Origin of the sequence: Umezawaea beigongshangensis (assembly GCF_016464305.1) — a bacterium.
In the GTDB taxonomy this organism is placed as follows: domain Bacteria; phylum Actinomycetota; class Actinomycetes; order Mycobacteriales; family Pseudonocardiaceae; genus Umezawaea_A; species Umezawaea_A beigongshangensis.
The window spans coordinates 66,770-92,871 of sequence record NZ_JAEIOJ010000001.1 but is presented as its reverse complement, the minus strand read 5'-3'; the positions used below and the strand labels follow the sequence as shown (position 1 = coordinate 92,871).

22 protein-coding genes are annotated in these 26,102 nt (G+C 72.3%); 13 read left to right on the top strand and 9 right to left on the bottom strand.

The window, feature by feature from the left end; all coding sequences use genetic code 11:
* Positions 1-45 precede the first annotated feature (45 nt).
* The 3 genes from rpsA to coaE all read left to right on the top strand — a co-directional run bounded on the left by rpsA (position 46) and on the right by coaE (position 3,429).
* Positions 46-1,536, top strand: a complete 1,491-nt coding sequence (gene rpsA, locus IMZ35_RS00430; protein WP_199438848.1) for a 30S ribosomal protein S1 — start codon at positions 46-48, stop codon at positions 1,534-1,536.
* Between the two features lie 151 nt (positions 1,537-1,687).
* Positions 1,688-2,314 carry a hypothetical protein gene (locus IMZ35_RS00425; protein WP_199438847.1) on the top strand — a complete coding sequence of 209 codons (627 nt, stop codon included), beginning with the start codon at positions 1,688-1,690 and terminating at the stop codon, positions 2,312-2,314.
* Between the two features lie 14 nt (positions 2,315-2,328).
* Positions 2,329-3,429 carry a dephospho-CoA kinase gene (gene coaE, locus IMZ35_RS00420; protein WP_199438846.1) on the top strand — a complete coding sequence of 367 codons (1,101 nt, stop codon included), beginning with the start codon at positions 2,329-2,331 and terminating at the stop codon, positions 3,427-3,429.
* 55 nt (positions 3,430-3,484) lie between these two features.
* Here the strand turns inward: coaE and IMZ35_RS00415 are convergent, their stop codons facing one another.
* Both IMZ35_RS00415 and IMZ35_RS00410 read right to left on the bottom strand, forming a co-directional pair.
* The gene (locus IMZ35_RS00415; RefSeq protein WP_307867608.1) at positions 3,485-3,961 is read right to left on the bottom strand and encodes a ribonuclease FAU-1 family protein; all 477 of its coding nucleotides are present in this window, start codon (positions 3,959-3,961) and stop codon (positions 3,485-3,487) included.
* Between the two features lie 180 nt (positions 3,962-4,141).
* Positions 4,142-4,633: a ribonuclease FAU-1 family protein gene (locus tag IMZ35_RS00410; RefSeq protein WP_307867756.1), complete on the bottom strand. Its 492-nt coding sequence runs from the start codon at positions 4,631-4,633 to the stop codon at positions 4,142-4,144.
* Between the two features lie 144 nt (positions 4,634-4,777).
* Between IMZ35_RS00410 and IMZ35_RS00405 the strand changes: the two genes are divergently transcribed.
* From IMZ35_RS00405 to IMZ35_RS00385, 5 genes are all read left to right on the top strand, one after another.
* Entirely contained in the window at positions 4,778-6,028 is a 1,251-nt protein-coding gene (locus tag IMZ35_RS00405) for a DUF5685 family protein (RefSeq protein WP_199438844.1), read from the top strand.
* Between the two features lie 60 nt (positions 6,029-6,088).
* Entirely contained in the window at positions 6,089-8,254 is a 2,166-nt protein-coding gene (gene uvrB / locus IMZ35_RS00400) for an excinuclease ABC subunit UvrB (RefSeq protein WP_199438843.1), read from the top strand.
* Positions 8,255-8,561: 307 nt separating this feature from the next.
* Positions 8,562-9,398, top strand: a complete 837-nt coding sequence (locus tag IMZ35_RS00395; protein WP_199438842.1) for a vWA domain-containing protein — start codon at positions 8,562-8,564, stop codon at positions 9,396-9,398.
* A 5-nt stretch (positions 9,399-9,403) separates the two neighbouring features.
* Positions 9,404-10,207 carry a protein phosphatase 2C domain-containing protein gene (locus IMZ35_RS00390; RefSeq protein WP_199438841.1) on the top strand — a complete coding sequence of 268 codons (804 nt, stop codon included), beginning with the start codon at positions 9,404-9,406 and terminating at the stop codon, positions 10,205-10,207.
* Positions 10,208-10,211: 4 nt separating this feature from the next.
* Positions 10,212-12,317: a hypothetical protein gene (locus tag IMZ35_RS00385; RefSeq protein ID WP_199438840.1), complete on the top strand. Its 2,106-nt coding sequence runs from the start codon at positions 10,212-10,214 to the stop codon at positions 12,315-12,317.
* A gap of 44 nt (positions 12,318-12,361) precedes the next feature.
* Here the strand turns inward: IMZ35_RS00385 and IMZ35_RS00380 are convergent, their stop codons facing one another.
* The gene (locus IMZ35_RS00380) at positions 12,362-13,306 is read right to left on the bottom strand and encodes an ABC transporter permease (protein WP_199438839.1); all 945 of its coding nucleotides are present in this window, start codon (positions 13,304-13,306) and stop codon (positions 12,362-12,364) included.
* A complete protein-coding gene (locus IMZ35_RS00375) occupies positions 13,303-16,182 on the bottom strand; it encodes an alpha/beta fold hydrolase (protein WP_199438838.1) in 2,880 nt (959 codons plus the stop codon). The genes IMZ35_RS00380 and IMZ35_RS00375 overlap by 4 nt, the downstream gene beginning before the upstream one ends.
* A gap of 327 nt (positions 16,183-16,509) precedes the next feature.
* On the opposite strand from IMZ35_RS00375, the gene IMZ35_RS00370 reads away from it, so the two are divergent.
* On the top strand, positions 16,510-17,502 hold the full coding sequence (locus tag IMZ35_RS00370) for a TerC family protein (RefSeq protein WP_199438837.1): 993 nt from the start codon (positions 16,510-16,512) through the stop codon (positions 17,500-17,502).
* An 80-nt stretch (positions 17,503-17,582) separates the two neighbouring features.
* Here the strand turns inward: IMZ35_RS00370 and IMZ35_RS00365 are convergent, their stop codons facing one another.
* Positions 17,583-18,797, bottom strand: a complete 1,215-nt coding sequence (locus IMZ35_RS00365) for a metal-dependent hydrolase family protein (RefSeq protein WP_199438836.1) — start codon at positions 18,795-18,797, stop codon at positions 17,583-17,585.
* Between the two features lie 71 nt (positions 18,798-18,868).
* On the opposite strand from IMZ35_RS00365, the gene IMZ35_RS00360 reads away from it, so the two are divergent.
* Complete coding sequence (locus tag IMZ35_RS00360) at positions 18,869-20,809, top strand: S9 family peptidase (RefSeq protein ID WP_199438835.1); 1,941 nt, start codon at positions 18,869-18,871, stop codon at positions 20,807-20,809.
* Between the two features lie 41 nt (positions 20,810-20,850).
* The gene (locus IMZ35_RS00355; RefSeq protein ID WP_199438834.1) at positions 20,851-21,414 is read left to right on the top strand and encodes a GNAT family N-acetyltransferase; all 564 of its coding nucleotides are present in this window, start codon (positions 20,851-20,853) and stop codon (positions 21,412-21,414) included.
* Positions 21,415-21,454: 40 nt separating this feature from the next.
* Here the strand turns inward: IMZ35_RS00355 and IMZ35_RS00350 are convergent, their stop codons facing one another.
* Entirely contained in the window at positions 21,455-22,111 is a 657-nt protein-coding gene (locus tag IMZ35_RS00350; protein WP_199438833.1) for an RES family NAD+ phosphorylase, read from the bottom strand.
* 31 nt (positions 22,112-22,142) lie between these two features.
* Positions 22,143-22,727, bottom strand: coding sequence for a helix-turn-helix domain-containing protein (locus IMZ35_RS00345; protein ID WP_199438832.1), 585 nt, complete (start codon positions 22,725-22,727; stop codon positions 22,143-22,145).
* A gap of 398 nt (positions 22,728-23,125) precedes the next feature.
* On the opposite strand from IMZ35_RS00345, the gene IMZ35_RS00340 reads away from it, so the two are divergent.
* The gene (locus tag IMZ35_RS00340; protein WP_199438831.1) at positions 23,126-23,653 is read left to right on the top strand and encodes a SigE family RNA polymerase sigma factor; all 528 of its coding nucleotides are present in this window, start codon (positions 23,126-23,128) and stop codon (positions 23,651-23,653) included.
* Entirely contained in the window at positions 23,650-24,708 is a 1,059-nt protein-coding gene (locus tag IMZ35_RS00335; protein WP_199438830.1) for an LCP family protein, read from the top strand. Before IMZ35_RS00340 ends, IMZ35_RS00335 begins: the two co-directional genes overlap by 4 nt.
* 50 nt (positions 24,709-24,758) lie before the next feature.
* Here IMZ35_RS00335 and IMZ35_RS00330 read toward each other — a convergent pair whose 3' ends face one another.
* Together IMZ35_RS00330 and IMZ35_RS00325 are read right to left on the bottom strand one after the other, a co-directional pair.
* Positions 24,759-25,655 (bottom strand): hypothetical protein, encoded by an 897-nt coding sequence (locus IMZ35_RS00330; RefSeq protein ID WP_199438829.1) that lies wholly within the window; start codon positions 25,653-25,655, stop codon positions 24,759-24,761.
* Between the two features lie 115 nt (positions 25,656-25,770).
* Positions 25,771-26,073 carry a type VII secretion target gene (locus tag IMZ35_RS00325; RefSeq protein ID WP_307867607.1) on the bottom strand — a complete coding sequence of 101 codons (303 nt, stop codon included), beginning with the start codon at positions 26,071-26,073 and terminating at the stop codon, positions 25,771-25,773.
* Positions 26,074-26,102 lie beyond the last annotated feature (29 nt).

The following is a 26,102-nucleotide window of genomic DNA, read 5'->3' as shown; positions in this document are numbered from 1 at the left end:
ATCGCAGGCCATCAAACCTCAATCCGTACCGGAGCCACCTACCTAATGTCCACCGACACCACCACTGTCCCGGTTGCCGCTGCGCCGAAGCAGGTCGCCATCAACGATATCGGGACGGAGGAGGACTTCCTCGCTGCTATCGACAAGACGATCAAGTACTTCAACGACGGCGATATCGTCGAGGGAACCATCGTCAAGGTCGACCGGGACGAGGTCCTGCTCGACATCGGCTACAAGACCGAGGGCGTCATCCCCTCGCGCGAGCTGTCGATCAAGCACGACGTGGACCCGGCCGAGGTCGTCAGCGTCGGCGACGAGGTCGAGGCCCTGGTCCTCCAGAAGGAGGACAAGGAAGGTCGGCTGATCCTCTCCAAGAAGCGCGCGCAGTACGAGCGCGCCTGGGGCACCATCGAGGCGCTCAAGGAGAAGGACGAGCCCGTCAAGGGCACGGTCATCGAGGTGGTCAAGGGTGGTCTCATCCTGGACATCGGCCTGCGCGGCTTCCTCCCCGCCTCCCTGGTCGAGATGCGCCGCGTGCGCGACCTCCAGCCCTACGTGGGCCGCGAGCTCGAAGCCAAGATCATCGAGCTGGACAAGAACCGCAACAACGTGGTCCTGTCGCGCCGCGCGTGGCTGGAGCAGACCCAGTCCGAGGTCCGCAGCGAGTTCCTCAACCAGCTGCAGAAGGGCCAGGTCCGCAAGGGCGTCGTGTCCTCCATCGTCAACTTCGGTGCCTTCGTGGACCTGGGTGGCGTCGACGGCCTGGTGCACGTCTCCGAGCTGTCCTGGAAGCACATCGACCACCCGTCCGAGGTCGTCGAGGTCGGCCAGGAGGTCACGGTCGAGGTCCTGGACGTCGACATGGAGCGCGAGCGCGTCTCCCTGTCGCTGAAGGCGACCCAGGAAGACCCGTGGCGTCAGTTCGCCCGCACCCACGCGATCGGTCAGATCGTGCCGGGCAAGGTCACGAAGCTGGTTCCGTTCGGTGCGTTCGTCCGCGTGGACGAGGGCATCGAGGGCCTGGTCCACATCTCCGAGCTGGCCGAGCGCCACGTCGAGATCCCGGAGCAGGTCGTGCAGGTCGGCGACGACGTCATGGTCAAGGTCATCGACATCGACCTGGACCGCCGCCGGATCTCGCTGTCCCTCAAGCAGGCCAACGAGGGCTTCACGCCGGACTCCGAGTTCGACCCGACCCAGTACGGCATGGCCGCCGAGTACGACCCCGAGGGCAACTACATCTACCCCGAGGGCTTCGACCCGGAGACCCAGGACTGGCAGGAGGGCTTCGAGAAGCAGCGCGAGGAGTGGGAGCGGCAGTACGCCGAGGCCCACACCCGCTACGAGGCCCACATGAAGCAGATCGTCAAGGCCGCCGCCGCCGAGGAAGAGGCCGCGGGCGAGACGAACTACTCCTCCGGTGGCGAGGCTCCGGCTCCCGCGTCCAGCACCGGTGCCCCCGCGCAGAGCGGTGGCACGCTGGCCAGCGACGAGCAGCTCGCCGCGCTCCGCGAGAAGCTGTCGGGTGGCGCCTGATCCCTCGGGATCACCGCTCCGCACGCTCGAAGGCCCCGCACCACGCTCCGTGGTGCGGGGCCTTCCCGTTGTCCGGCGACGACATCGGTCGAGTGGTAGTTCACCGCTCCTGCTGGCAGGGTCGGCGCCGGGCGACTACTTTCGGATCTCTATGAGGGTCGTTCGCGGTGGTGCGGTGGCGGCGCTGGTCCTGGTGACCTGCGCCGGAGTGCTCGCTGGGTGCGGCAGCGAGGAGCCGCGCGAGTCCGCGCCGCCGCCGAGCGTCCCGGTCATCGCGCCCCCGGCGTCCGCGGTGGCCACGTCCGTCATGGCCGACAGGCCCGTCCCGGACGACTGCGAGCTGGTCGTACCGGCCGAGGACGTCTCCGCGGTCGTCGGCAAGGACCTCGCCAAGCCCGTGGAGATCGTCGGCGTCCCCGAACCCGCCGTCGCCCGCACCGCCAAGCTCGACTGCTACTACGGCGTCCCCGAGGGGCGGCAGGTCGGCGACGCCGCGGTGATCATCGGGTTGTCCAACTTCTCCGACGAGGCGTCGGCGACGCAGCGGATCACCGAGAGCGTCGACGCGGAGAAGCAGGAGGGCGCCACCGTCGAGCAGATCGACGTGGGCGAGCAGAAGGCGTCCTACGTCGTGACGAAGGAGGAGCGGTTCGTCGCGGGCACGATCGGCAGGTCCAGCTTCGTCGTCCGCGCCAAGCCGGACGCGCTTCCCGACGACAGGGTCAAGGCCGTGCTCGCGGATCTGGCCGCCCGCTCGATGACGGCACCCGCGCCCTGAATACCCTGGTCCACATGGTGCGCGTGGGGCTGTCCGGCGGAATCGGATCCGGCAAGTCGACCGTGGCGAGGAGGCTCGCCGAGCACGGAGCCGTGATCGTCGACTCCGATCTGCTGGCGCGGGAGGTCGTGCGACCGGGCACGGACGGGCTCGCCGAGATCGTCGCGGCGTTCGGCGAGGAGGTCCTGGACGCCTCCGGAGCGCTGAACCGGGCGGCGCTGGCGGCGCGGGTGTTCACCGACGACGAGGCACGCCGGACGCTCAACGCGATCGTCCACCCGAGGGTGGGCGCGCGCACCGCCGAGATCACGGCCGCCGCACCGGCGGAGGCCGTCGTCGTGCACGACGTGCCGCTGCTCGTGGAGAACGGGCTCGCCCCGGCCTACCACCTGGTGCTGATCGTGCACGCCGAACTCGAGGAGCGGGTGCGCAGGCTCGTGGAGTCGCGCGGGATGCCCGAGGCCGACGCGCGTGCCCGCATCGCCTCCCAGGCCGACGACGACCAGCGGCGTGCCGTCGCGGACGTGTGGCTCGACAACTCCGGCACGCAGGACGAGGTGCACGCCGTCGTGGACGCGCTGTGGGCGGACCGGCTGGTGCCCTACGAGGCGAACGTGCGGCTGCGTCGCGGGTTCCGGCCGGTGGACCCGCGCGTCGTGCCGTCCGACGAGACGTGGCCGGCGCAGGCCGACCGGATCGTGGCGCGGCTCGCGACCGCCACCGGCCACCGGGCCGAGCACATCGGTTCCACCGCCGTGCCGGGGCTCGCCGCGGAGGACGTGATCGATCTCCAGCTCTCCGCCGAGGTCGACGCCGGGGCACTGGCCGGTGCGGGCTTCTTCGGCGAGGACGGCGTGTTCGACAGCGCCGATCCCGGTCGGCCCGCGCGCGTGCTGCTGCGGCGGGAGGGGTCGCCGGAGTGGGTCACCGCGCTGCTGCTGCGCGACTGGCTGTGCGCCGAGGCCGAGGCGCGCGCGGAGTACGAGGAGTTCAAGCTGCGGGTGGCCACCGAGCACGTGGCCGACGGCGGCACGGGCGGGTACGTCGACGCCAAGCGGCCGTGGTTCGAGGAGGCGGTGCCGCGGGCGCGGTCGTGGCGCACCGGGCGCGAGTGAGGCGCTCGCGGTGCCCCAACGCTCCACTCGCGGTGCTGGAACGCTCCACTCGCGGTCAGTGGAGCGGGGGCCAGGAGTCGTAGATGCCCAGGTGGCCCAGCCAGGCCGACAGGTCGTGGCGGTTGCGGCTGATCTCCTCCAGCGTGCGGTGCACGGTGCGGAGCGCCTGGTCGGCGTCGTCGGGGAGCAGGACGCGGCCCGCGACGGCGGCGGCGAACTCCTCGCAGCGGACGATGCGCGCGGTCGTGCCGCCCGGCACGGCGAGGCCGAGCAGCAGGTCGGTCGTCTGCCAGCCGTGCTCGCCGATCTCGACGCGCACGGCGGTGAGCGTGCTCGGGCCGCTGCGCGCGTGCCGGGAACGGGGCCGGTGGTGCGTGAGGCGCAGCCCGAGGTCGGGCAGCAGCCAGGTCACCTCCGACTCCGAGAACGGGTCGTCCGGCGTCGGGCACTCCAGCCGCAGGCCCCACCGCTCGACCTGGCACACGGAGAGCTGCCGCGACGAACCGGACGAGTAGCTGCGAACAGCGTTCACGGTGTCGACGACGTCTACCAGCTGAGGTGTGATGACCGCTCCCACAGCAAGCGACAGTAGCCGTAAGTGTTCGTGTAGTAACCCTTCGGGTCGATTCGTTACATCACGGGTTGTGCCTCTGCCGATCACGACCCGGTGAAGCACACGAACAGTGACCGCCCGTTCGGGGGCGATGTTGACTCAGCGTCGCCGCCAGGTCGTCACGCTTCCGTGCGCCGCCAGCCAGCGCACCGCGTCGTAGCCGTGGGCGGAGATGCCCGCGACGGCCCGGTAGGTCGTCTCCAGCGCCCACTGCGCCCGGTGCGGCTGGATCAGCCCGGCGTCCAGCGCCGCGAGGAGTTCGTCGGTGTCCAGGACGGTGACGCCGCGACCGGTGCGCACGAGCAGGTCCAGGTAGAGGTCAACGGTCTTCCAGACCGACCCGCTGGAGGTGATCTCCACGACGTCCACGTAGAGGTCGTAGTCGCACTCGTGGCCGGGGTGCCACGACTGGCGGGTGACCCGCAACCCCTGGGCGGGCAGCAACCACGACTCGAAGTGCGACAACCGGGGATGACCGGCCACCGGACGGGACATGTAGAGACCGTGCGGTTCGACGCGGAACTCCTCGACGCCCCGCAGGTGCCCCTTGGGATCGGTGTTGCTCCTGGCGTCGACGTCGAAGTACTCGATCTTCGGCGGGTGGACGTGCGGCGCCGTGGAGGCGGCGCGGGCGAGCGTTCCGCCGTCGTGCCGATTCCGCGCGGTCCCGGAGATCGGCTGTCCGTGGGCCAATGTTCCCTCCAACGGGTGAGGCAGAACGTAGGATCCGACCTCATGTTCGGCATCATCCGTCCCTGCCGCAACCGTCTCGGTCCAGAACTCCGGGAGACCTGGCTGGCACACCTCTGCGGTCTGTGCCTCGCCCTGCGCGACGACCACGGCCACCTGTCCCGCTTGGCGACGAACTACGACGGCCTGGTGATCTCGGCGCTGGTCGAGGCGCAGACGGAGCCGGGCACCGGTCGTCGTTCCGCCGGTCCGTGCGCGCTGCGGGGCCTGCGCTCCGCCGAGGTCGCGCACGGCGCGGGCGCCAGGCTGGCCGCCACGGCCTCGCTCCTGCTGGCCTCCGCGAAGGTGCGCGACCACGCCGACGACGGCGACGGCGCGTTCGCCCACCGGCCCGTCGCGACGGCCGGGCGGAGCGTGGCCCGCCGCTGGGCCGAGCGGAGCACGCGGATCGGCGCCGAGATCGGCTTCGACACGGCCGTGCTGCTCGACGCGGTCGGCAGGCAGACCGAGCTGGAGCGGGCGGCCGGCCCCGGCACGTCCGTGCTGGCGGTCACCGAGCCGACCGAGACCGCGACGGGTGAGGCCGCGGCGTTCTCCGCCGTGCTCGCGGGCAGGCCGGGCAACGTCGCGCCGCTGCGCGAGGTGGGCCGGATGTTCGGCCGGCTGGCGCACCTGCTGGACGCCGTGGAGGACCGGGCGGAGGACCTGCGCACCGGCGCGTGGAACCCGCTCACCGCCACCGGCACCGACCGGGCCGAGGTGTGGCGGCTGTGCGAGGACGCCGCGCTCGGCATCCGGCTCGCGCTGCGCGAGGCGGAGTTCACCGACCAGCGGCTCGTGCACGCGCTGCTCGTGCACGAGGTGGACGAGGCGATCCGCCGCGCGTTCGGCGAACCGCACGCCCACCAGCCGGGCACGCCGCCCGGCTGGCAGCCGCAGCGGGGGACGTACCCGCCCGCCTCGCCCCCGCTGGCGCCCGGACCGGTTCCGCCGGCCTCCGCGCCGGGGCACGTCCCGCCGCCACCGCCGCCGCCGCCCACCTCGGGAGGACGGCGCGGGAAGCGCGAGGACCCCGGTCCCGGCAGCGGGCTGTGGTGCTGGCCGAAGCTCACGACCCCGCCGACCAGCCGATCGCTGGTGCCGGGCTGTGTGGCGGTGCTCTACCAGTGCGGCACGTGCCAGTACTGCTGCCGCGACCCGTTCCCCGGCCCGTGGAGCGGGAAGCGGCGTGCCAACGACTGCGACAACTGCGGCAGCTGCGACTGCAACTGCGACTGCTGCGGGTGCGACTGCTGACCGACACCGCTCCACCTGCGGAGATCGGAAGTTGTCGGTGGCCGGGCGTACCGTCGTCACGTGGCTTTCGCAACCGAACTCCCGAACGAGGAGAGCACCGTCAAGGCGCACTCCGAGTTCCGTCCCGTCGGCGACGTCCCCCGCACCGACGGGCGGTTCCGCGTGGTCAGCGACTACCAGCCGGCGGGTGACCAGCCGGCGGCCATCGCCGACCTCACCAAGCGGGTCAACGCGGGCGAGAAGGACGTCGTGCTGCTCGGTGCCACCGGCACCGGCAAGTCGGCCACGACGGCCTGGCTGGTCGAGCAGGTGCAGCGCCCCACGCTGGTCATGGCGCCGAACAAGACCCTCGCGGCGCAGCTGGCCAACGAGCTGAAGGGGTACTTCCCGGACAACGCGGTCGAGTACTTCGTCAGCTACTACGACTACTACCAGCCCGAGGCGTACATCCCGCAGAGCGACACCTACATCGAGAAGGACTCCTCGGTCAACGAGGACGTCGAGCGGCTGCGGCACTCCGCGACGATGAGCCTGCTGACCAGGCGCGACGTCATCGTGGTCGCCTCGGTGTCGTGCATCTACGGCCTCGGCACGCCGCAGTCCTACCTCGACCGGTCCATCCCGCTGGCCGTGGGCGGCGAGGTCGAGCGCGACGTGCTGCTGCGCGCCCTCGTGGACGTGCAGTACACCCGCAACGACATCTCCTTCAGCCGCGGCACGTTCCGCGTGCGCGGTGACACGGTGGAGATCATCCCCGCGTACGAGGAGCTGGCGATCCGGGTCGAGTTCTTCGGCGACGAGATCGACAAGCTGTACTACCTGCACCCGCTGACCGGTGACGTCGTCAAGGAGGTCGACGAACTGCGGATCTTCCCGGCGACGCACTACGTCGCCGGTCCGGACCGCATGGAGCGCGCCATCGCCGCCATCGAGGCGGAGCTGGCGGAGACGCTGGCGACGATGGAGCGGCAGGGCAAGCTGCTGGAGGCGCAGCGGCTGCGGATGCGCACCGCCTACGACATCGAGATGATGCGCCAGGTCGGGTTCTGCTCCGGCATCGAGAACTACTCGCGGCACATCGACGGGCGTCCGGCCGGGTCCGCGCCCGCGACGCTGATCGACTACTTCCCCGACGACTTCCTGCTGGTCATCGACGAGTCGCACGTGACGGTGCCGCAGATCGGCGGCATGTACGAGGGCGACGCCTCCCGCAAGCGCAACCTGGTCGAGCACGGCTTCCGGCTGCCCAGCGCGATGGACAACCGCCCGCTGCGCTGGGAGGAGTTCGCCGACCGCATCGGGCAGACCGTGTACCTGTCGGCGACGCCCGGCCCCTACGAGATGGGGCAGAGCGGCGGGGAGTTCGTGGAGCAGGTGATCCGCCCGACCGGCCTGGTCGACCCCGAGGTGGTCGTGAAGCCCACCGAGGGGCAGATCGACGACCTGGTGGGCGAGATCCGCGAGCGGGCCGACCGCGACGAGCGGGTCCTGGTCACCACGCTGACCAAGAAGATGGCCGAGGACCTCACCGACTACCTGCTCGAACTGGGCATCCGCGTCCGCTACCTGCACTCCGAGGTGGACACGCTGCGCCGGGTCGAGCTGCTGCGGCAGCTCCGGCTGGGCGAGTACGACGTGCTGATCGGCATCAACCTGCTGCGGGAGGGCCTGGACCTGCCCGAGGTGTCGCTCGTCGCGATCCTCGACGCGGACAAGGAGGGCTTCCTGCGGTCCGGGACGAGCCTCATCCAGACCATCGGCCGCGCGGCGCGCAACGTGTCCGGCGAGGTGCACATGTACGCCGACCGGATCACCGACTCGATGCGGCACGCCATCGACGAGACGAACCGCAGGCGGGTCAAGCAGGTCGCCTACAACACCGAGCGCGGCCTCGACCCGCAGCCGCTGCGCAAGAAGATCACCGACATCCTGGAGCAGGTCTACTCCGAGGCGGAGGAGGCCGTCGAGATCGGCGGTTCCGGCCGCAACGCCTCGCGCGGCAAGAAGCCGACCGGGGGGTCGGGTGGCCGCAGCTCCGGCGTCCTGGTCGACAAGGACGTCAGCACGATGGCCCGCTCCGAGCTGGCCGACCTGGTGCAGCAGCTCACCGACCAGATGATGAACGCGGCGCGCGAGCTGCAGTTCGAGCTGGCCGGTCGGTTGCGCGACGAGATCCAGGACCTGAAGAAGGAGCTGCGCGGCATGGACGCGGCCGGGGTCGGCTGACCGGTCCTCCCCGTCCGGCCCGCCGCGCGCGGGGGTGACGGCCACCCGGCCGGTGAGAGGGCGTCCACCGGCCGGTGCGAGGGTCAGCGCCCCGCGGAGTCCTTCCTCGTCCCGCGGGGCGCTGTCCAGCACGATTCGCGTGCTCACCGCGCGCCAGTGCGCCCGTCCGGGCCCGCCACCGCGCGAACGGAGTACCGACACGGGGGAGGCGAGCGCAGACGAGACCTGTTCGTGACTACTCTGTCACCCACTACGGTGACGCCCTGCCTCCTTCGTGGGTGCGGACTGAGTGAGGAGACGACGAACCATGGCGTATTCGGCCGAGATCAGTCGGACCAACCCGACCGCTTTCGTGTTCCTGGTCGACCAGTCCGCGTCGATGAACGACCCCATCGGCGGGGAGATCCCGCAGCGCAAGGCGGACGTCGTCGCCGACGCGATCAACCGGCTGCTCACGGAGCTGTCGGTCAAGTGCGCGAAGGAGGAGGGCGTCCGCGACTACTTCCACGTCGCCGTGGTCGGCTACGGCCAGTCCGTCGGCTCCGCCTTCAGCGGTGACCTGGAGGGCCGCGACCTCGTGCCGCTGAGCCAGGTCGCCGACAACCCCGCCCGCGTCGAGGAGCGCCCGAAGAAGGTGCCGGACGGCGCCGGTGGCCTCGTGGAGACCACGACCCGCTTCCCGGTGTGGATGGAGCCGGTGGCCAACGGCGGCACGCCCATGGTCCGCGCGCTCCAGTACGCCGAGACGCTCGTGGCCAAGTGGCTCGCCGACCACCCCGGCTGCTTCCCGCCGATCGTGCTGAACCTGACCGACGGCGAGTCCACCGACGGCGACCCGTCGACCGCGGCGGTGGACGTGCAGACCCACGCGAGCGCCGACGGCGCCACCCTGCTGTTCAACCTGCACGTCTCGGCCAGCGAGGCGACCCCCGTGACGTTCCCGGAGTCTGACGAGGACCTGCCCGACGCCTACGCGCGCACGCTGTTCGGCATGTCCAGCACCCTCCCGCCGGACATGCGCTCCTACGCCTCGCAGCAGGGCTTCGAGATCAGCGACGTCACCCGCGGGTTCGTCTACAACGCCGACATCGCCTCCGTCGTGCAGTTCCTGGACATCGGCACCAGGGCCACGGACCTCCGCTGACCCGCATGCGCTCCTTCATCTCCACGATGAGCGTCCAGAAGGACGGCTCACGACCCCACGAGACCGAGGACGCGTCCGCGGTGCTGCCCGACGTCGCGCGCGACGAGGAGGTGGAGGGCCAGGTGCTGGCCGCCATCGCCGACGGCGCCTCGGAGAGCGTGCTGGCAGGACCCTGGGCGCGGCTGCTGGCCGAGTCCTTCGTGCACGCCGCCGCGACGCGTCCCAACACCCTGCGCAACCGCCGCACGTTCGGCCGGGCCGTGCTGGGTGTGGTGCACGAGTGGGAGGACTGGCTCGCCGGCTACGTGGCCGACCGGGAGGCGAACGACCGGCCGATCCGCTGGTACGAGCAGCCGGGCCTGGACCGCGGCGCGTACGCCACGCTGCTCGCCTTCCAGCTCGCCGGGACCCACGGGCAGCGCTGGTACGCCGCGGCGATGGGCGACTCGTGCCTGTTCCAGGTCCGCGACGGAGCCCTGAGCCGGACGTTCCCGCTGGACTCGGCCGAGGAGTTCGGCACCTCGCCCAACCTGCTCAACAGCCGCAACACCGACGAGGACCTGATCGCCGAGCGGGTGCGCCTCACCCAGGGCTCCTACCGCGAGGGCGATCAGTTCTTCCTCGCCACGGACGCGCTCGCCGCGTGGTTCCTGGCGGAGAAGGAGCGCGACGGCGCACCGTGGGACGTGCTGCGGGAGCTGGCCTGCTCCGGCACGGACGAGGACTTCGCCGACTGGGTGACCAAGCAGCGCGGCAACGGCGACATGCGCAACGACGACGTGGCACTCGTGCACGTGGACCTGGGGTAGGCGAGTGGCAGCACCCGTGGTGCAGTTCCCCTCCGGCGCGGCCTACGTGGAGGCGCTGCAGAACACCCGGCTCTGCTTCGCCGAGCCCGATCTGAAGGGCGCGAAGGTCGAGCTGGACAAGCTGGCGCGTCCGCGGCCGATCTCCGGCAACTTCGCGAGCGTGTTCTCGGTGACGACGGCCGCGGGCAAGCGGCACGCCATCAAGTGCTTCACCCGCGAGGTCGCCGACCAGACCGTGCGCTACCGGGCGATCAGCGACCACCTCAACCGGGTCGAGGGGCGGTGGAAGGTCGGGTTCGAGTACCTCCAGCGCGGCGTGCTCGTCGAGGGCCGCTGGTACCCGGTGCTGAAGATGGACTGGGTCGAGGGCACCGGCCTGACCCGCTGGATCGAGCAGCACGTCCACGACCAGCGCGCGCTGGTCGGGCTGGCCGAGCGGTTCGCCGCGCTCGTCGCGGACCTGGCGGACGCGGGCATCGCGCACGGCGACCTCCAGCACGGCAACCTGCTCGTCGCCTCGGACGGCTCGCTGCGGCTGGTCGACTACGACGGCATGTACGTGCCCGCTCTCGACGGCATGAAGGCCGCCGAGATGGGGCACCGCAACTACCAGTCGCCACTGCGCTCCGACGTGGACTTCCGCCCGGACGTGGACCGCTTCTCCGCCTGGGTGATCTACCTGTCGCTGGTGTCGGTCGCCGCGGACCCGGCGCTGTGGGGGCAGCTGCACCAGCAGGGCGGCGAGTACCTCCTGCTCGCCGAGGAGGACTACACCGACCCGGCCGGGTCCAGCCGCTTCCCGATCCTGCTCGACCACCAGGTGCCCGAGGTGCGGGAGCTGGTGGCGCGGGTGCGGGGGATGCTGGGCGCACCGGTCACCGCGCTGCCGCCGCTGACCCCCATCACGTTCACCACAGCCCAGTCGAGCGGGACCTTCCGGCCGGTGCAGCCCGCCGCGCCGCTGCCGCCGTGGATGGCCGACCACGTCCTGCCGACCGAGCCGGTGCCCAGGGCGCGGTTCGTCGGCCGGGACTCCTCGCTGACCGCCGTCGCGCTGGTCGCGCCGCTGCTCGTGGTGGGCACGGTCCTGCTCGCGGTCCTGGCTCCGGCGGGCGTGGCGCTCACCGGCGTGTGCGGCCTGCTGCTGTGGTTCGCCTCGACGTTCGCCGTGTACCGGGCCCGCCAGGAGACCAGGGCCAAGCGCCGCGAGTACGCGCGGCTCGACGAGCTGGACGCGCGCCTGCTCGACATCAACCAGCGGCTCGCCGTGCTCACCGAGGAGGGCGACGCGCTGGCGAAGTCCGCGGCTCAGCGCGCCGCCTCGGAGAAGGTCCTCAAGGCGGGCCTGCAGGAGCGGCACCGCAAGGAGACCGCCGCGATCGACACCGAGGCCCAGCGGCAGCTCGCGTCCATCATGAGCAGGCGCGGCGGGATGGGCGCGGAGCGCAAGCGGGAGCTCGACCAGGCGCTCGCGGACCTGCGCGCCGAGCACGTGCGGCAGCGGCTGGCCACGGTGTCGATCGCCGATGCCGGGCTGGAGGGCCTGGGCGGGAAGCTGGTGGCGAACCTGCGCGAGGCGGGGATCGCCACCGCGGCGGACTTCGCCGGCGTCAACTACGTCACCAACAGCCAGGCGCAGAACAAGAACCCGTTCTTCCGGCTGCCGTCCGGCCTGACGGTGCGGGTGCCGGGGTTCGGCGCGGTCAAGGCGAGCCGCCTGGAGGACTGGCGGCAGAAGCAGGAGTGGATCGCGCGGAACTCCCAGCCCACCGGACTGCCGGACAGCCTGCGCCGCATCATCGAGAGCCGCTTCGCGCAGCGCGTGCGCGACCTCGACGAGCTGGAGCAGCAGGTGAAGGCGTCCGCGATGCAGCAGAAGGCGCTGGTCAACGAGCGGTTCACCGCGGACCTCGTCGCCATCGCTGACCAGGTGCGCGCCGCGAACGCCGTCACCGCGCAGCGCCGCGTGGAGCACGACCGGGCCGTGCGCCGCTGCCACGGCGAGATCGAGGCCGCTCGCACCGCGCACCTGATCGCGGCGCGGGAGACGACCGCCTACGACTCGATCACCTATCCGAGGTTCTTGCGCTTCGCCTTCACCGGCCGCTGAGCGCGGGGCCGTCGCACCGGTTCGCGGTGCGACGGCCCCGCGGACTAGCTGGTGATGTCCTTCGTGGCGAACCGGCGAGCGGCCAGCATCGTGAAGAACGCGCCGTAGGCGAGCGAGGAGAACGTCCCCCACAGCATGTTCGACCAGTCCACGTCGGTGGAGAACACGTCCACCCACGCCAGGGCCTGGTGCGTCGGCAGGTAGTTCCGCAGGTCCCCGAGCGCGGTGATCTGGTCGAGGATCTGCGACAGGATCGACGCCAGCACCGCGCCGCCCACCGCGCCCAGCGGTGCGTCGGTCGACACGGACAGGAACAGCGCGAGTCCCGCCACCCAGAACAGCTGGACCGCGAGGTAGCCCACGGTCAGCACCACCGCGAGCACGCTGTCGGCGAACGGCGCGGCCTCGCCGGTGGGGCTCACCGCCTCACCGGCTCCGTACCAGACCACCCCGGCGAGCAGCGCCACCGCGGGCAGCAGCGCCAGCGCGAACACCGACAGCACGCCCGAGGTGATCGCCTTGCGGCGCAGCAGCCGGTGCCGGGGGACCGGCGCGGCCAGCAGGTACTTCAGGCTCGACCACGACGCCTCGCTCGCGATCGTGTCGCCGAAGAACAGCGACACGATCATCGGCAGCAGGAAGCTGCTGGAGACGAACAGGGTCAGGATCACGAAGTTCACGCCGCTGGCCGTGGCCAGGTCGACGAACCCGCCGGAGCGGTTGTTGCCGTTGTCCTCGCCGACCTGGAACGCCACCACGAGGACGAACGGCAGCAGCACCAGGAACCCCAGCACGAGCTGGGTGCGCCTGCGCTTGAGCTGCCGGATCAGCTCCACGCGCAGCGGCAGCGTCCGGCGTGCCCGGTAGAACGACGTCGAGCCGTCCGGTGCCACCTCCGTGACCTGGTGCGCCGCCGCCTGCGCGAGTTCGGCGATGGCGGTGGGGTCGGTGTGCACGCCGTTCTCGCCGCCGCTGTCGGTCCTGCTCATCGTGCCGTCTCCTCTCCGACGAGCTGGAGGAACGCGTCCTCCAGGCGGCGCCGCGGACCGGCCTGGTCCACCGCGATCCCGGCCTGCACGAGCGCGGTCAGCGCGACCGCTCGCGGCACGCCGTTCAGGCTCGCGTACGCCTGGTCGCCGTCGACGCCGATCTCGGTGACGCCCTCCAGGCCGCGCAGGACCTCGGTCGCGCGCTCCGGGTCGTCCACCCGGAACGTCGCCTCGCCGCCACCCGCGGCGATGTCGGCGACCTCACCGGCGGCCACGAGCTGGCCCCGGTGCATCACGACGACGTGACTGCACGTCTGCTCGACCTCCGCCAGGAGGTGGCTGGACACCACGACCGTGCGACCGGCGGCCGCGTAGCGCTTGAGCACGTCGCGCATCTGGTGGATCTGGGGCGGGTCGAGCCCGTTGGCCGGTTCGTCGAGCACGAGCAGGTCCGGCAGGCCGAGCATCGCCTGCGCGATGGCGAGACGCTGCCTCATGCCCTGGCTGTAGGTGCGCACGCGCCGGTCGACCGCCCTGCCGAGCCCGGCGATCTCCAGCGCCTCCTCCACGTGGGACTGCTCGGCGGGACGACCGGTCGCCGCCCAGTACAGGCGCAGGTTCTCCGCGCCGGACAGGTGCGGCAGGAACCCGGCGCCCTCGACGAACGACCCGATCCGCGACAGCACGGGCGCACCCGGCGTGATGCGGTGGCCGAACACCCTGATCCGTCCCTCGCTGGGGTGGATCAGGCCCATCAGCATCCGCAGGGTGGTGGTCTTGCCGGCGCCGTTCGGTCCGAGCAGGCCCAGCACCTGGCCGTGCTCCACCCGGAAGGACAGGTCCTTCACGGCGGTCAGCCCGCCGGGGTAGGACTTGCTCAGGTTCTCGATGACCAGCGGCACGCCGGTCAGCTCCGGGTCGACGTCCGAGGCGAGCCTGCGGCGGAACACCGCCACGACCGCCACCAGCGCCGAGATCAGCAGCACCACGGCGATGCCCCACACGGCGCCCAGCGGGATGCCCTCGGAGGTGTTGGACCCCGGAACCACGGGCACGTCGAGCGCCGCGTCGTCGGCGAGGGACACCCGGTAGGCGGCCGGCTCGGTCGCGTTGGCGTACGCCTGGTCCGTCGTCGCGACGACGACCTGCACCCGGTGACCCGTCTCGACCGGCCGCACCGCGCCGGGCAGCGTCACCTCGAACTCGGCGGCGCCGCCGTCGGCGGGCAGGGCGATCCGCACCGGGGCCACGGCCGAGCCGGGCAGGGTGCGCGTCCCGTCCGGGCCGACGTCGTAGAGCTTCACGAACAGCACGGCGCCGTCCTCGGGCACCGGCTGACCGGGCACGCCGGCCACGCGCAGCCGCACGGTGGACGCGCCGGCCAGCAGCACCTGCCCGTCCAGCGGCTGCGTCGAGAACTGCGCCGCCTGACCGGGCAGGTCGACCGCGAGGCGGCTCGCCAGCGAACTGGACCCGCTCAGCGCGGCCCCCAGGCCGGGCAGGTTGCTCACCGCCGCCGGGTTGCCCCCGGCCGGGTTGACCACGAGCTGCTCGTCACCGGTCAGCGGCAGCGCCCGCCGCTCGACCGGGCCGGCTCCGCCGACACCGGGGTAGCCGGACGCGCTGACCGTGCGCAGCGACGGCGTGCCGCTGCTGCGGAACGCGCCCTGCACCTGGTACTCGAATCCCGTGCCGGGGTCGGCGCCCTTCCGCCCGAGGTGGAAGTCCATCCAGTCGGCGATCGTCCCGCGCAGCTCGGGTCCGGGGCTGCCGCCGTCGTGGCCGCCCGCGTACCAGACCACCTTCACCGGAGCGCCCGCCGCGGAGATCTGCCGGGCGTTGGCGTCGGCCTGGTCGAGTCCGAACAGGGTGTCCTGCTCGCCCTGCACCAGCATCGTCGGCTGGGTGATCCGGTCGGTCACCGACGCGGGGGAGGAGCGGCGCAGCAGCTCCAGCGTCGCGGGGCTCATCCGGCCGGTGGTCGCGACCTCCGTGTAGGCGGCGCACACCTCGGGGCGGAACCGGCCGCACGCGTCGAGCTGCTGGTCACCGCCCGGTCGACCCGGCTGCCCCTGCGTGGAGGGGCCGGGCGTGCCCGCGCCGGTGTCGCCACCGCCGCCGGAGGCGTCGTCGTCCTCCTGGCCGGGCTCCCGCGCCTCGCGGCCGGGGCTGGCGGAGTCCGCGCTGGTGAGACCGGCGGAGAAGAAGATGCCGGCCCACGACCGCTTGAAGACGCCGTCGGCGGTGAACGCACCGGGTGACGCGGTCTCCCGCGCCACCTCGTCGGTGCTCGCCGAGTTCGGCAGCAGCGCCTGCGTCAGGTCGTTGTAGGTGATGACGGGGACGATCGTGTCGACCCTGGGGTCCACTCCGGCCAGCAGCAGCGCCAGCGAGCCGCCGTAGGAGCCGCCGGTGACGCCGACCCGCGGGTCACCGGCCGCGTCGGTCACGACCTCCTCGCGGGTGGCGAGCCAGTCGAGCAGCTTCTGCGCGTCGCGGACCTCGTAGTCGAGGGAGTTCAGCGCGATCTGGCCGGTGCTGCGGCCGAAGCCGCGCGCCGAGTAGGCCAGGACGACGAAGCCGCGCTGCGCGAGTTCGGTCGCCTGGGTGGCGACGCTCTGCTTGCTCCCGCCGAACCCGTGCGGCAGCAGGACCGCTGGCGCGGGGGTCTTCTGGGGCAGGTACAGCGTCGTGTCGATCTGGATCGTCTGCGAGCTCCCGGGGCCGTCCGGCACGTCCATGACGGCGTCGCGTGTGCTCACCGGCGGTGGGTCGTCCCCGGACCGCGACCAGAGCACGACTCCACCCACCAGGGCGAGTACGACGATCACAGCGGAGACGGACCACCTGCCGCGCGTGCGGAAGAGGCGGTTCACCGCACCGACCCTATTCGAGGTCCGCTGAGAGCCGCGCGGCGGAGGACGGGGCGAACGGGGCCGACCTCTCAGCTGGCGCCGACTCCGCCGGACGTGCGACGGGGTGCGGGGTTGCCCGGTTCCGTGGTGGGTCTGGTCACCTCCGCTGGCTTTCCGCGCCGCCCGCGGGTCACAATGCACATCAGCAAGGAGGGGAGTACTCCCTCGCGGCGGTGTCGTCAGCACGGAACCCAGTGTCGGGATCCCGGTGCCGTCGGTCGGTTCGGATCGCAGAACCGGCGGAGGAGACCTCCGGGCATTGGCGTGCGCCTGTGACCGGAGGTTTTGATGTCAGTACCCCTGTGGCTGTGGATCGCGACGATCGGCGGCCTCCTGGTTCTCCTCGCGATCGACCTGTTCGTGGTCGATCGCCACCCGCACGAGGTGAGCATCGGAGAAGCCGGTCGCTGGGTCACCTTCTACGTCGCGGTCGCCGTCGCCTTCGGGCTCGGACTCTGGTTCTTCGCCGGAGGTACACCGGCGACCGAGTTCTTCGCCGGGTACATCACCGAGTACTCGCTGAGCATCGACAACCTCTTCATCTTCTTGATCATCATGTCGGCGTTCAAGGTGCCCGCCATCCACCAGCACCGCGTGCTGCTGGTCGGCATCGTGCTCGCGCTGATCATGCGAGGCATCTTCATCGCCGTCGGCGCGGCCGTGATCGAGCAGTTCAGCTGGGTCTTCTACATCTTCGGCGCGTTCCTCATCTACACGGGCATCCAGCTCGCCAAGGGCGAGGACGAGGACGCGGAGTTCAAGGAGAACGCGATGCTGCGCGTCGTGCGCCGGATCTTCCCGGTGACCGACGAGTTCCACGGCGAGAAGTCGTTCATCAAGATCAACGGCAAGCGCTTCGTCACGCCGATGTTCATCGTGATGGTCGCCATCGGCACGACCGACCTGCTGTTCGCGCTCGACTCCATCCCGGCGATCTTCGGCCTGACCAAGGAGCCGTTCCTGGTCTTCGCGGCCAACGCCTTCGCGCTGATGGGTCTGCGCCAGCTGTACTTCCTGCTGGGCGGCCTGTTGACGAAGCTCGTCTACCTGTCGATCGGCCTGGCGGTGATCCTCGGGTTCATCGGCGTGAAGCTGATCCTGGAGGCGCTGCACACCAACTCGCTGTCGTTCCTCAACGGCGGTGAGCCGCTGCACGTGCCGACCATCGGCATCGGGCTGTCCCTCGGCGTCATCGTGGGCGTCCTGATCATCACGACCGTCGCCAGCCTGATCAAGGTCAAGCGCCACCCCGAGGCCGCCAAGCACGTCCCGTCGGCCTGACACCGTCGGCCTGACACCGCCCGCACGACGCACCGGGACGGCCCGCGGCACGACGCCGCGGGCCGTTCCGGCGTCCGGGGTCAGGACACCCGCACGCCGTCCTGCCACACGCCGCGCACGCCACCGCGCAGCGCCCCGGCGCCGGAGCGGATCAGGTCCGCCGCGTCGCCCTCCACGAGCACGAGGTCGGCGCGCTTGCCCGGCTCCACCGCGCCCAGCTCCTCGCCGACCCCCAGCAGCTCGGCCGCCGACCCGGTGGCCGCGTGCAGCGCCGCCGCCGGGCTCATCCCGCACTCCACCATCAGCGACAGCTCGTCGAGGTTCCGCCCGTGCGGGCCGACGCCCGAGTCCGTGCCCATCGCGATGCGCACCCCGGCCGCGGCGGCGGCCGTGATCGACGCGACGTGGCTCTCCAGGCCGGCCCGCGCCTTGGCGGCCATCTCCGGGGTGAGCACCCCGGCGTCCGCCGCGGCGATCGCGTCGCGCGGTGCGAGCAGCGTCGGCACCAGCCACGTGCCGCGCTCCAGCATCAGGTCGATCGCCTCGTCGGTCAGGTGGATGCCGTGCTCGATCGACCTGACCCCGTTGCGCACCGCGGCGAGGATGCCGGCGGTGCCCTGGGCGTGGGCCATCACGGCGATCCCGGCGGCGGTGGCCTCCTGCACGGCCACGGCGATCTCCTCGTCGCGGAAGTGCGCGCGCTTCGGGTCCGAGCGCGGCGACAGCACGCCGCCCGTGGTCGCCATCTTGATCACGTCGGCGCCGTCGCGCACCAGTTCGCGGACCTTGCGGCGCACCTCGTCGGGGCCGTCCACGACGGAGCTGGGGCGTCCGGGGTGCGGCAGGAACGTCGGCACGACCGCGCCGCAGGACATCCAGTCGTCGCCGTGACCACCGGTCTGCGACAGCATGGAGATCGAGATCTGCGTGCGCGGGCCGGGGATCATCCCCCGGCGCAGCGCCTCGGCGATGCCCAGGTCGGCTCCGCTGGCGTCGCGCACGGAGGTGATGCCGCAGGCCAGCGTGGTGCGCAGGTTCTCGGCCGCCTCGTAGAACTGCAACGAGAACGGCGAGTTCAGGATGCTCAGCGGGTTCACGCCGCTCAGCGTCACGTGCACGTGGCAGTCGAACAGGCCGGGCAGCACCGTGTGCCCGGTCGCGTCCACCCGCTCGTCGCCGTCCAGGCCGGAGCCGACGTCGACGATCCGGCCGTCCTGCACGACCACGTCGGCCTCGGCGGCCTCGGAGCCGCTGCCGTCGAACACCCTGCCGCCGGAGAACACGGTTCGCGTCATGGCTGGAATCTATGTGATCGTCAAAAGATCTCGTAAGCCTTGCTAACCACATTGCGGTAACGTCCTGGTCCGTGCGACCTGTTGACGTGCGGCTCATGAACTCACCCGGCACCCCGACCCTGTGCGGCGACCTCCTGCTGGTCGACCTCGATCGGCCGGACCCGGACTCCGACACCTACCGGGGCGGCCTGCACCGCGTCCCGCTCGACGGCGGCGACCCGGTCCCCTGGACGCACGGCGACCACGACGCCGCGCCCCGCATCTCCCCGGACGGCGGGCTGGTCGCGTTCCTGCGCGCCTCGGCCGGACGCCGGCCGCAGCTGCACGTCATGCCCGCGGACGGCGGCGAGTCCCGCGCCCTCACCGACCTGCCGCTGGGCGCCGGCGCCCCGGTCTGGTCGCCCGACTCGCGGTGGATCGCGTTCACGGCGCGCGTCCCCGAGCCCGGCCGCTACGGCACCCCCGCCGCCGAGGGCGAGACCGCGCCCGGTCCCGAGGCCGAGGCGCCGCGGCACATCACCAGGCTCGACTACCGCGTCGACGACGTCGGCTTCCTCGGCGACCGCCGCTCGCGGCTGTTCGTCGTGGACGCGCTCGACTCCGCCGCCGAGCCGGTGGAACTGACCGACGGCACGTTCAGCGCGTCCGACCCGGCCTGGAGCCCGGACTCCGCGCTCGTGGTGTTCGCCGCGCCGCGCGACCTGGGCGTCGCCGAGACGCTGCACGACGACCTGTACGCCGTGCCGGTCACCGGTGGCGCCCCGCGCCTGGTGGTCCGCAGCGCCGGTGACGCGGCGCTGCCCGTGGTCACCGCCGACGGCACGATCTTCTACTACGGCGCCGAGTTCACCGGCATCCACAGCGTGGCCCGCAACAGCGGCCTGTGGAGCGCGCCGCTGCGCGCGCAGGGCGACCCCGCCACCGGCACCAGGCTGACCGACACCGAGACCGTCGACTGCGAGAAGCTCTCCGGCGCTCCCGTCGTCACCGGCGACCGCGTGCTCGTCGTCGTGCGCAACCGCGGCGCGCTGGAGCTGCGCGCCGTCCCCGTCGGAGCGGACGCCGCCGTGCTCGACTCGCTGCAACTGCTGGCGGGCGAGCGGGCGTCGGTGCGGGCGTTCGCCGCCGACGGCGACCGGACCGTGGCCGTGGTGTCCACTCCGGACAGTCCGGGCGAGGTCGTGCTGGTGGGCGGCGACCGGCTCACCGACTTCGCCGCGCCCCTGCGCGAGACCGGGTTGCACGCCGTGCGCGAGCTGACCGGCACCGCCCCCGACGGCTACCCGGTGCACGGCTGGGTCGTGCTGCCCGAGGGCGAGGGGCCGCACCCGGTCGTCCTCGCCGTGCACGGCGGCCCGTTCATGTACCACGGCTGGGGCTTCTTCGACGAGGCCCAGGTCTACGCCTCCGCCGGTTACGCCGTCGTGCTGCCGAACCCGCGCGGCTCGGCGGGCTACGGGCAGGCCCACGGCCAGGCCGTCGTCGAGGCGTTCGGCACGGTCGACGTCACCGACGTGCTCGCCGTGCTGGACCTCGCGCTGGAGCTGCCCGAGTGCGACGCCGACGACGTCGGCGTGATGGGCGGCTCCTACGGCGGGTTCATGACGAGCTGGCTGGCCGCGCACCACGGCGAGCGCTTCCGCGCCGCGTGGAGCGAGCGCGCCGTGAACGCGTGGGACTCCTTCGCCGGATCGTCGGACATCGGCTGGTTCTTCGCCGACGCCTACTGCGGCCCCGACCTGGAGGCCCAGCGCGCGATGAGTCCGCTGACCCACGCCGAGAAGATCACCGTGCCGTTCGCCGTCGTGCACTCCGAGCACGACTGGCGCTGCCCGCTGGAGCAGGCGCAGCGGATGTTCGTGGCGCTGCGCCGCAACGGCGTGGCCGCCGAGTTGCTGCTCTTCCCCGGTGAGGGCCACGAGCTGACCCGTTCCGGACGGCCGCGGCACCGGCAGCAGCGCTTCGACGCGGTGCTGGACTGGTGGGCTCGCCATCTCGGACCGATTGCCTGAAAACCTGGCGGACGGTCGGGCGAGTGCGGGACGCTCGCACCATGCGATGGACGGTGCGGGCGGCCCGGCCGGATGACGCGGCGGCGATCGCGCGGATCTACGTGGCGTCGTGGCAGCGCGCGTACCGCGGGATCGTCGACGACGCGGTGCTCGACCGGATGCTCCCGGAGAGCCGTCTGCCGAACTGGCAGCGCAAGCTCGTGCTGCCGGAGCCCAGCGGTGTCTTCGTGTCCGTCGACGAGGAGGGGCGCATCGGCGCGTACTGCGCGGTCGACGAGGTGCGCGAGGCCGACGACGCCCACCCCGACCTCGGCACCGGCGAGCTGGAGGCGATCTACGCGGACCCGGAGTTCCAGGGCACGGGCGCGGGGCACGAGGTGCACGAGCACGCCCTGCGTCACCTGGTCGGCCAGGGCTTCCGCTACGCCGTGCTGTGGGTGCTCCAGGACGACGAGTCGTCGCGCGGCTTCTGCGAGGCGCACGGCTGGCGCCACGACGGCGTGGTCGACCGCTTCGAGCTGGAGGGCCAGCAACTGCCCGAGGTGCGCTACGCCCGCTTCCTCTCACCCCCGCGCGGCCGCCAGATCTCCACGGCCCGCCGCTGACGCGCGAGTCGCCGTGCCCGAACGGTCGACTCGCGCGTCGTCAGTCCAGGAGGGTGTAGTTCAGGTCCTCGCAGACCCTCGCCAGGGGGAGGTCCAGGCCGGGGTGGTCCAGGGGGAGCAGGACGTCGGGTGTGGCGGGGAGGCCCGTCGTGGCGGGCGGGTCCCACAGGCAGACGGCGGGGTTGCCGGAGTCCATCGACGAGCGGTACCAGAGGCCGTCCAGCTCCGGGTACGCCGCGCGGATCGCCCGTGCCCACGCCTGGGTGAGGTGCTTGGGGCCGCTGCTCATCTCCTGCGACGCGCCCACCCGCGTCGGCCACAGCCCGGCCAGGTCGAGCAGCCGCAGCGTGCGGCGCGGCCGGAACACGACGACGAACGGACTGCGGGTGTGCCGGTCGACCACGGAGGTCGCCTGGAACACCTCGGCGATGCTGGTGCGCACGGACAGCCCGAAGTACAGGACGCCCTGCTCGCGGTCCTCGAAGGGCACCCCGTCGGGACGCGGTGCCTGCGTGTCGAACCGGGCGTGCGGCAGGGGGCCGGTGTAGCGGAACGAGTTCCAGTTCTGGGGGTGCTCGCCCTTGGCGGTGAACACCCGGACGAGCCGGGTGGCGTGGTGCACCGCCACCACGTCCTCCGTGCGGCGCAGGTGCGCTTGCAGGACGGCGGGCGCGGGCGGCTGGGGAAGCCGAGACATGCGGGTCCGGTCGTCTCCTTCTCGCGGTAGCTCAGGCGGGCGTGCCGACGACGGCGGCGAGGGCGGCGACGCGATCGGGCGATCCACCCGCGAGCAGCCAGTCGCGCGGACTGGCCGCCTTCCCGTCGACGTCCAGGTCGTCCTGCGGGGTGGTCATGAACTGGGCCACGACCAGCGGCGGCTGATCGGTGGGCACGGCCGCGAGCACGACGTCCAGCCCCGGCAGCACCTCGTCGCCCGCGAACTGCCACGCGGGCAGCCGCCAGCCGCCGCGGTCCTTCCAGCCGTCGAGCCTGCCGACGCCGAGGCGGTGCCGGATGCGACTCGGGTCGACGCCCAGGCGGCGCGCGGCCTCGCCGACGGTCAGCGCGGAGTCGCGCAGCACGGCGATGGCCACGACGGAGCGGGCGCGGGGCCGGGTGTCGAACCGCGTGGCCGGACCGAGGTCGAGGCCGACGTCGGTGAGCGCTTCCCGCTGCTCGGGGGAGAAGTACCCGACCGGGTCGGGGTGCGGCGGAGCGAGTCTGCGTGCGGCGTCCTCGACGAGCGAGAGGAACTCGTCGGGCGTGACCTGAAGGCCGGCCTTCGCCAGTACCGTCTCCCATGCGGGGCTCATGCGCACACCGTATCCTGTTCGTGCGCTTTCGTGCGCCCGTTGGGGGAAATTCGTCGCACATTTCCACTGAATGCGCACGGGCCACCACGCTACGTGATGCACTGTCACTCTCGATAGTGGTGCGATGCGTATTCGACGTGAGGGGAGTGGTCCTTCCCGGCACCGCCTCGACACCGGCAGACCTCCGATCGCGCACCGCTCGGCCTCGCCGGTGCCGCGTCCGGACCCGTTTCCCGCGTCGCGACGACGACCTCGTCGACCGGTTCTCCGCCTCGCACGCCGCTCGACGGCACCGTGCTGTGAGTCAGGTCACAGGAGAACTCCGCCGTCCGCTCAACAACGGGAGGGGGTCGGGGGGTTTCCCGTCCGCAGTCCCCCACCAGTAGAAGGGAGCGACGGTGTCAGACGGTTACGACCGGTTCGTCACCGATCGACTCGATCGGCTCCTGCGGTACGCCACCGCGCTGACGTGCGACCGCCACCTGGCGCAGGACGTCGTGCAGGACGTGCTGCTGCGCGTGCACCACCGCTGGGACCGCATCGGCGCGATGGACGCACCCCACCTCTACGTCCGGCGCATGATCACCAACGAGTACCTGTCCTGGCGGCGGCGCCGAGCCGCGCGCGACGTCGTGGCCTCGCACGGCGCGCTCGACGCGGTCGCGCCGGTCGTCGGCGATCCGGCCGTGCCCCACGCCGAGCGCGACGCGATGCGCGCCAGGATCGCCGTGCTGCCGCGCAAGCAGCGCGCTGCGGTCGTCCTGCGCTACTACGAGGACCTGTCGGACGCCGAGATCGCCACCGTCCTCGGATGCGCTCAGGTGACCGTGCGCAGTCACATCTCCCGCGCGCTGGCGACGTTGCGCGCGGCCGACTCCACGGGTGCCCGCCGCGCGGCCCCGTCCGTCCGGAAGGTCCTGCGATGAGTGATTCCGACCTCGAAACCCTGATCCGGCAGGCGGTGGCCGCGGAGGCGGCCGAGTCGGTCCACCCCGGCGCGGTCCTGGCGGAGCTCGAACGCCGACGCCGGCCGCGCCGCCGCGCCGCGCCGCTGATCGCCGCCACCGGACTGGCCGCGGCGGTCGCCGTGCTCGCCGTGGCGGTCCCGCTGACCGAGGCCCGCGACACGCCACCTGCTCCGGTGGCGACCGTCCCGGTGGCGGCGTCGAACGTCCTGCTGATCGGCCTGGACGACACGGCGAACGCGGACTCGATCGTGCTGACGCGCGTGAGCGGCGACGGCGCGCTGAGCGCCGTCTCCCTGCCGCGCGACTCCGCCGTGGAGGTGCCCGGCCGGGGCGTCGTCCCGCTGAGGTCGGTCTACTCGACGGCTCACGAGGAGGCGCTGGGCCGGGGGCTGACCGAGGACGCCGCCGACGCCGAGGGCGCGCGGAGCCTCGCGGAGACGGTCGAGACGCTCACCGGGACCGAGATCGACCACCACGCCTCGGTGGACGTCGTCGCGTTCGGCCGGCTCGCCACGGCGTTCGGCGGCGTCGAGGTGTGCCTGAACGCGAGCGCGGCGGACCGGTACTCCGGCGTGGACCTCCCCGCCGGTCGGCAGACGCTGACCGGCCCGCAGGTGCTGGCCTTCCTGCGCCAGCGGTCCGGCCTGCCGAACGGCGACCTCGACCGGGTCCGGCGGCACCAGGCGGTCCTGACCTCGCTCGCCACCACGGCGGTCGCGTCGGGGGTGCTCACCGATCCGGCGAAGCTGGCGGCCGTGCTGAGCGCGGTCCACGAGAACGTGCGGACCGACGAGGGGTGGAACCCCGCCGACCTGCTGCGGGGCCTGACCGCGGCCCCCGTCCGCACGACGACGATCCCGGTCGGCGACGGCGCGGAGCTCCAGGGGGGCGGTCAGGGGCTGGAGATCGACCCCGCCGCGGTCCGCGCCCACGTCCAGGACTTCCTGGAGCCCGCACCGGGCGGTGAGCCGTCGGCAGCGGAACCGCCGGGCGAGACGTCCTGCGTCGACTGATCCGCACGGGAGGACGGGGTGGCGCGGGCTTCCCGCGCCACCCCCGCGTGCTACGCGGTGCCCCGGCTGCCGGTGATCAGGCCGACCGCGAGGTCGCGCGACGCCTCGTCGACCTCGGGCAGCCGGAAGCCGCGGCCCTGGATGTGGGCGATCAGCTCGGGCTCCGGCGGCAGGTTGTGCTTGCGCAGGTAGTGCGGCACCGCCCCGGCCCAGATCCACGTGCCGTCGGTGCGGAAGTTCAGCGGGACGTCCTGCTGCCCCGGCGCGAACTCGTCGTGGTCGAGGTTGCGCGCGGCCAGCACCACCGGGGCGGCCTCCAGGTAGGACACGACGGCCTCGCGCAGCCGCGGGTCGAGCGGCGGGCGGTTCACCACCGGCCGTCCGGCGGGGTCCTTGCCGTCGTACACCCGCGCCGTGCGCAGCGGGGCGGGCGTGCCGTTCGCCGGGGTGTCGGTCTGGGCGACCGGTTGCAGGGGCGGGAGTCCGATGCGCTGCCGCCACCAGGCGGGGATGCGGTCGTCGGCGCGCGGGAACGTGCGCAGCTCGTCGGTGAAGCCGATGGGCGGCGGCGCGTTGCGCCAGCGCGGCTCGTCCTCGGCGTTGAAGTCCACCGAGAACGTGGCCGGCGCCTCCAGCTCGTAGACGGCGGACAGCCACGTGCCGCGGTCGGGGGAGTACATCCCGGCACGGAGCTGGCCGAGCATCTGCACCACGTCCAGCGGCGGGCGCACCGGACGCGCCTGACCGTCCGGACCGGAGAAGACGACGTCGACCTCGATGTGCCGACCGGCGGCCCGGTACTCGGTGTGCACCCGTTGCCAGTCCGGCGGAACCGCGTTCAGCATCGCGCGACCGATCTGGCGCACGAGCTGCTGCTGCTCCTGCTCGTTCAGCGGCGTCGGTGGTGTCGGTGCCGGTGGTGGCGGCGGCGGCGGTGGCTGGCTCATGCGTGGAACACCCCTTCGATTCCCCCCAGAACGACGCGCTGATCTTATCCGCACGTGTCCGACCACGTCGGGTGGACGAGGTGCTGACCGGCAACGACCGCCCGGCCGCGCGAGGTCACACGGAGCGAACGACGTTCGCACCGCCCTGGTCGAGCCGGTGGTAGCCCTGGGCCGTGGTCTTCACCTGCTCCGAGGTCGCGCTCACGGCGTCGACCGCGCCCTGCAGCGCGTCCAGGCCCCACTGCTCGACCGGGTCGAGCATCAGCCGGAACGGCTGGCAGAGGATGCCGTAGGCGTCCGTGGGCATGCTGACCTGCTTGGCCGCGTCGATGGCGGTCTGCAACCGGTCGGACAGGTCCAGCAACTGCTTGCCGTGACCGTCCAGCTCGTCCGCGACGACTTCCCAACCACCAGCCACGGGTACCACCTTCCCAGCTCTGTCGGACC

Bases quoted from the DNA above. Each gene is read 5' to 3' on its own strand.
- rpsA (WP_199438848.1), top strand. From the start codon at position 46: ATGTCCACCGACACCACCACTGTCCCGGTTGCCGCTGCGCCGAAGCAG.
- IMZ35_RS00425 (WP_199438847.1), top strand. From the start codon at position 1,688: ATGAGGGTCGTTCGCGGTGGTGCGGTGGCGGCGCTGGTCCTGGTGACC.
- coaE (WP_199438846.1), top strand. From the start codon at position 2,329: ATGGTGCGCGTGGGGCTGTCCGGCGGAATCGGATCCGGCAAGTCGACC.
- IMZ35_RS00405 (WP_199438844.1), top strand. From the start codon at position 4,778: ATGTTCGGCATCATCCGTCCCTGCCGCAACCGTCTCGGTCCAGAACTC.
- IMZ35_RS00395 (WP_199438842.1), top strand. From the start codon at position 8,562: ATGGCGTATTCGGCCGAGATCAGTCGGACCAACCCGACCGCTTTCGTG.
- IMZ35_RS00390 (WP_199438841.1), top strand. From the start codon at position 9,404: ATGCGCTCCTTCATCTCCACGATGAGCGTCCAGAAGGACGGCTCACGA.
- IMZ35_RS00380 (WP_199438839.1), bottom strand. From the start codon at position 13,306: ATGAGCAGGACCGACAGCGGCGGCGAGAACGGCGTGCACACCGACCCC.
- IMZ35_RS00370 (WP_199438837.1), top strand. From the start codon at position 16,510: ATGTCAGTACCCCTGTGGCTGTGGATCGCGACGATCGGCGGCCTCCTG.
- IMZ35_RS00365 (WP_199438836.1), bottom strand. From the start codon at position 18,797: ATGACGCGAACCGTGTTCTCCGGCGGCAGGGTGTTCGACGGCAGCGGC.
- IMZ35_RS00355 (WP_199438834.1), top strand. From the start codon at position 20,851: ATGCGATGGACGGTGCGGGCGGCCCGGCCGGATGACGCGGCGGCGATC.
- IMZ35_RS00350 (WP_199438833.1), bottom strand. From the start codon at position 22,111: ATGTCTCGGCTTCCCCAGCCGCCCGCGCCCGCCGTCCTGCAAGCGCAC.
- IMZ35_RS00345 (WP_199438832.1), bottom strand. From the start codon at position 22,727: ATGAGCCCCGCATGGGAGACGGTACTGGCGAAGGCCGGCCTTCAGGTC.
- IMZ35_RS00335 (WP_199438830.1), top strand. From the start codon at position 23,650: ATGAGTGATTCCGACCTCGAAACCCTGATCCGGCAGGCGGTGGCCGCG.
- IMZ35_RS00330 (WP_199438829.1), bottom strand. From the start codon at position 25,655: ATGAGCCAGCCACCGCCGCCGCCGCCACCACCGGCACCGACACCACCG.